General features: G+C 69.8%; 4 protein-coding genes and 1 pseudogene. 2 read left to right on the top strand and 3 right to left on the bottom strand.

The genetic code is table 11. The annotated features are described in order from the left end of the window. Positions 1 to 806: 806 nt before the first annotated feature. Positions 807 to 1,436 carry a phosphatase PAP2 family protein gene (locus tag AC0CYZ_RS30750; RefSeq protein ID WP_472221911.1) on the bottom strand — a complete coding sequence of 210 codons (630 nt, stop codon included), beginning with the start codon at positions 1,434 to 1,436 and terminating at the stop codon, positions 807 to 809. Positions 1,437 to 2,112: 676 nt separating this feature from the next. Between AC0CYZ_RS30750 and AC0CYZ_RS30755 the strand changes: the two are divergent. After that, positions 2,113 to 2,413: pseudogene (locus AC0CYZ_RS30755) on the top strand (IS630 family transposase); the annotation flags it as partial. 71 nt (positions 2,414 to 2,484) lie between these two features. On the opposite strand, the gene AC0CYZ_RS30760 reads toward AC0CYZ_RS30755, so the two are convergent. After that, complete coding sequence (locus AC0CYZ_RS30760; RefSeq protein WP_472221912.1) at positions 2,485 to 3,405, bottom strand: glycoside hydrolase family 6 protein; 921 nt, start codon at positions 3,403 to 3,405, stop codon at positions 2,485 to 2,487. Positions 3,406 to 3,744: 339 nt separating this feature from the next. On the opposite strand from AC0CYZ_RS30760, the gene AC0CYZ_RS30765 reads away from it, so the two are divergent. Beyond that, positions 3,745 to 5,373, top strand: coding sequence for a heavy-metal-associated domain-containing protein (locus AC0CYZ_RS30765; protein WP_472221913.1), 1,629 nt, complete (start codon positions 3,745 to 3,747; stop codon positions 5,371 to 5,373). Positions 5,374 to 5,430: 57 nt separating this feature from the next. On the opposite strand, the gene AC0CYZ_RS30770 is transcribed toward AC0CYZ_RS30765, so the two are convergent. After that, on the bottom strand, positions 5,431 to 5,590 hold a 160-nt coding region (locus AC0CYZ_RS30770), incomplete at its 5' end, for an FtsW/RodA/SpoVE family cell cycle protein (RefSeq protein WP_472221914.1).

Below are 5,590 nucleotides of genomic sequence, written 5' to 3' on the forward strand. Positions count from 1 at the left end.
GCGCCGCGACACCCTCGCCACGGATCGGCCCACCGCCACAGCGAACCGAGTTCGCAGCGTCGACTGCTGCCCGCAGGTACCCCCCGGGTCGCGCGATCCGCGGACTCGACCCGCCCAACCCGCGATGAGGACCACCCGTCGGCCTGGTCGCGCTCTCACCGCCAACCCCCACGCCGTGCTGGCCAACGGTCCATCGCCTCAGCCTCCAGCCCGAATAATGAGACGACCATGTGATCCCCAACCAGCCGCTGCGGGCCGCGCAGGCAAACACTGCGCCCGCGAAGGTTCTTCGACATATTGGGCAATCGCGCGATCCTGCTCGCCCGCATCGTGCCGATCGTGTGCGGACCTGGCTCACGGTGACGGCCAGCATGGGTGCACGCTGTGCCCGGCGCGTGGCCGCGTCCCCGCGGCGCGGGCGCGACGACCCGAAGCGCCCCGATCGACAGGGCGGCGAAGACCCGGACGCCGTGCCGGCGACCAGTTCCTCGGCCCGGGCCCAGAGCGCCGGCTACCGCACGCCCTCCGAGGTGTCCGGCTACAGGGCGCCGAGCCTGACCGAGTAGGTATCAGTGGGTCACTCGGTAGAGCACCAATCGCGCCCACCCAATAACGCCGGCGAGGTGCACGCCACCGGAGGCGTCCACCACTGCATCGAGCAGCAGGACGGTGCCGTCGGCACCCCAAGACCAAGAAGGCGCCGAAGTCCAAGAGGCGCCGCGACGACTCCCACCCAGAAACGTTGACGCCAGCATCGCGGCTACTGACCGGTGCGTAGCCCGCCATCCCGACGCATCTACCCGTCCTCATTCCACCCCCTGCCGTATCCAGGCGTTGTCGACGGACGCCACGGCCGACACGACGAAGACAGCGAGGAACCATCCGGCGAGCACGTCAGAGGGGAAGTGGACCGCGAGCACGACCCGCGAGCCCGCGACCGCCACGACGAAGCACCCCGCCAGCCCGGCGAGCGTCACGCCACTACCCCGCCCGAGCGGGAGATGCTCGTAACGGCAGACCAGCCAGCCGAGCAAGAGGATCACGCCAGCGGAGAGCAGGGCGTGACCCGAAGGAAACGCGTAGCCCTGCGCCGACACCGCATGCCATGCGGCGGGCGGCCGGGCCCGGCCGACGGCAGCCTTCATCCCTACGTCGACAACGACCAGCAACACGACGCCACCCGCCCCAAGGACGGCCGGCCGCCACCGCGACCACCACACCCACCACCCGATCCCCACCACTGCGGCCATCACCGTGACCACCGGGGCCCCGACGTCGCTGACCACTCGGGCGGCGATCACGAGACCCAAACTGCGGTGAGCGACCAGCCAGCCGACCGCGCCGGGGTCGGCGGCGGCCAAGCCGGTGTCGGTAATGACCCCGAACCACAACGCCTCGAAGGCCCCCGCGGCGAGGACCACGCTGAGCAACAGCATCCGGGTCCCGCCGAGGGGACCGGCCGGGCGCGAACCCTCGCGCACATGAAGCGACGAAGGGGCCATGACATCCACGGTGCTCGGGGGCTGATGTCAAACCGATGAGAGCCGGAAATCGCTAATCTGGTCGTCCATCAACTTGGCGACGATGACGCTGCGATGGCCGCGAACACGGGTCACGGCCTACACAGTCCATGACTCACAGTCACGAGGACCGCCTAGGATGCTCGCCCTCGGGTCCTTGTAGTCGAGGACCAGGTACGGATGGCCGCGACGATCCGCCAAGACCTGGACGAGGACCGGTGAGGCGTCGACGTCGCGACCAACGATGCCAACGGCGCGCGGGAAGCCCAGAAGTTCGTCGACGACGCCATGGTCCTCGACGCGGCCCGAGTTCGCCTCTGACGACCTTTCCAATGTCGTCGACCCGTACGTACGTGTCTTATTCCGTCACAAGATCGACCAGCCGTACAACGACTGCTCAAGATAATGCATTGTGCGACTGCGGGTCGCCGATCCAGAACCCTCCAGCGTCACCGCTGAATTACCGGAGCGGGAGGACGACCCGCCCTGCCACCCGCGCGGCTGTGGGCAATGTGGCCCCTCGACCTCGGCCAGGTGACCGCGTGTCAACGACGGCTGAATCTTGCTCCCCCTGGCGACCTGTCGCACCACCTCCGCCTCGACCAAGACTCCGGCCACCAGCGCTGACTGTCCGCCCAACCACCGCTTCGTCCTGCACTTGGCCAACCAGCGGCTCGTGGCTCAACCTCGTCGAACGCTGGTTCGCCGACCTGACCACTATGAAGCTGCAGCGCTCCACGCACCGGTCGGTCGACGACCTCAACGCCGACATCCGTGCCTCGATCGAGGCCTGGAACGACAACCCCAAGCCCTACGTCGCGACCTGGACCGCCGACGACATCCTCAACAGCATCGCCCACTACTGCCGACGCGACTACTCACGCAGGAACTAGGGTCTCAACGTCTCGACTCCGAACCCTCGGATGCCAGAGGACGTCAGAAACACCCCCGCGGGCGCTATTGGTCAGGGCTCCCTGGAGGCCTGGGCGAGCCCGAGCGCGTAGTCGGGCATGAAGTCCCCGGCTCGCGGGGCGCCCCGGCAGTTGCCATCGGAAGCGCCGGGCTCCTTGACCCACAGAAACGCGGCGACCCGGGGGTCGCCGGTGTCGCGGGTCGGCGGGACACCGAGCGCCCGCCCAGGCGGGTTGCACCAACTTGGCTGCTCTGGACCGCGGTAGGGGCCGTTGCCGTTGCGGCTGGTGTCGATGACGAACTTCTTGCCTCCGACCTGGTCAGAGACTTTCTTGCCGTAACTGGCGACGGCGTCGTCACTCTGGAAGTTCGAGACGTTGAGCGCGAACCCGGCCGCCTGGTCGACGCCTGAGTTGCGCAGCCCCTCGGCGAGCTGACCGGTGTCGGTGACGAAGCCGGGGTTACCGGCGTCGATGTAGACCTCAGCGCCGGCCCCGCTCAGCGTCTTCACCGCGCCGGAGAGCAGGTCCTCACGCTCGCCCTGCTCGCCCTTGCACTTGACGAGCGTCTGCGCGAGGGCATCGGGTTCAAGGATGACGATGGCCCTTGCGCCGCCAATGCCGTCGGCCATCTGCTCAACGAAAGTGCGATAAGCGTCGTCGCCGGTGGCCCCGCCCGAGGAGTATTGGCCGCAGTCGCGGTTTGGGATGTTGTAGGCCACCAGCACCGGTGTGCGCCCCGCGGCCCTAGCCTGGTCAACGATCTCGTGGGTCCTTTTAGTCGCGTCGCCCCGGCCGCCGATCCAGTGCGCGACGGGTTGGCGGGCGATCTTCTCCAGCTCGGCGGCGTCTGCGGGTCGATTGTCCTTGCGCCACTGTCCCACCTGTCTTGCTGCGGTCGAGGCCGGATCCACCCAGAACTCCGAAGCCGCCGGAACGATGGTCTCGGGCCCGGGGGTCGACTCGTCGGCCAACCCGCCCGAACATCCCCCCAGTGTTAGCGCCGCCACCCCAGCAAGCGCCACCGAGGCGAGCCATCTCCGTACTGCCAACATCCTCCCGAGCCACCTCCGACGTCGTTCTTGCCCGGCCAGACGGAGTCCGACCGTCACGTAAGAGTCCCATCCCGCCGATGTGACCCTTACCCACCCCGGTGCTGCCGGGGTCTCACGACCCCCGCGCCGCGGCGCGCAGACCCTCGCCGGTCGCTGGGAAGTGGCCGCACCACGCCGGATCAACGCCTTCGGCGGCCCGCTCTAATCGATCAAGGGTTTCGCGATGCGACGTGGCGGAGGAAACGATGAGATGCCTCCATGCTCGAGGTGGGCGTGGACGCACTGCGCGGCGTTGCCTCAGTGGTGGCGGCACCGCTAACGGCCGCCGTCTCGACCGCCGGGGCAGGCGCGGCCGGCCTCCGTGACCACCTCAGGAACGCGGTGGTCGGGCTGGTGGATGTCGGGTCGGGGCGTCGTCACCGGCACGTCTGGTCGCGGCCGGGCCAGGCCTACATCGAGGTGCGGGGCCTGACCGGCCAAGGCGCATCCCACGCTCGCGTAGCGCGCACCGTCGAGACCGCCGTGGGGCGACTGGGCGGGGTGCGCTGGGCGGACATCAATGGGGTGACCGGGCAGCTGCTGGTGGCCTTCGACCCGAAGGCGGTCACCCTCGAGCGACTGTTGGCGGTGGTGGAGGCCTCGGAGCAGGCCGTTTCCACCGATGCCGACGACTTTCCGTGGTCGCGTCCGGTGCATCCCTCCGACCCCGCGCCACTCGTGGCGTTGTCGGTAGCCCTTGTCAGTGATGTGCTCGGGATGGGCGCGGCCTCGGCGATGTGGCTAGCCCGCGCACCGGCCCTGCCCAACGGGGTGCGGGCGATGGTCGGCGTCCTGCAAGCCCACCCGCGGTTGCGGCGCCGGCTCGAGCGTTGGTGGGGGCCGCCGGGTACCGAGTTCCTCCTGGCGGTCGCCGACGCCGTCGCCCAGGCCGGCACCCAAGACCTTGGGACGCTGGCGGTCGACGCGGCGCATCGGGTGATGCTTCTGGCCGAGGTCGGTGCCCGGAGGGCGGCTTGGGGCGCGTGGGAGCCCACCATCGAGCTGACTGCCTTTCCGCCGCCGCCGGAGGCGCCGCTGGTGCCCGGGCGGGACGAGGACCTGCCCGCCGGCGCGGTGGAGTCCTACACCGAACTCGCCGCCGCTGCATCGCTGCTGCTTTGTACGGTTGCCACCATGGCGGCCCGGCCAGGGCTCGCCGCCAAGATCTCCCTGGTCGGGATGCCCCGCGCCGCGCGACTCGGGCGGGAGGCGTTCGCGGCCACGCTGGCCCGCGCGTTGGCCGAGCGCGGCATGGTGCCCCTCGACGGCAGCGCTTACCGCCGTCTGGACCGCATTAGCCACGTGGTCCTCGACCTGCGCGTCCTGCCAACGGTCGCGGAAGACCCCGCCACGGAAAGCGTGTACGGGATCGTGGAGGCGGCCCAGTCCGCGGGGACCCAGGTCAGCCTCGTCGTACCATCGAACGACCCAGAGAGCTCCGAGCTGTCGGTGCTCGCACGAGTGCGACGCCTGCAGGCCGACGGGCATGGCGTGTTGCTGTTGGCCTCGGCCGATGACGCGGCGCTGGAGGCTGCCGATGTCGCCGTGGCGATCTGGCGGGAGCACAACCCGGTGTGCTGGGCCGCAGACCTGATCAGCGACGGCCTCGATCCCGCGATCACCTTGCTGCGGGCGTTGCCTGCCGCCCGCCAGGCCAGTCAGCGCGGAGTCGGGCTCGCCATAGCCGGTTCCTCGACCGGTCTGGTCACCGCTGTGCTGCTGCCCGGACCCGGCGCCACGACCCGAGCCTTGTTCCCGGTCCACCTCGCCGGGCTGGCCGCGCTGCTCAACGGCTACCGCGCTGGAGTCTCCTCATCGAACTTGGCCTCCAGCCGAGACAAGCGCTGACAAAGCCCAACGACACCAGACTAGGTTGTGACGCGGCGCCCTCCACGCCCTGCCATCTCACTGCTCGGCGAGGGCGACGCGGGCCTCGGGCTCGTCCCGCGCCGCGGCGGCCAGCAGGCCGAGCGAGACCATGCTGACGATCACCGAGCTGCCGCCCGCGGAGATCAGCGGCAGCGTGATCCCGGTGACCGGGAGCAGGCCCAGCACGTAGCCGATG

The organism is Actinomycetospora sp. (assembly GCF_055612215.1).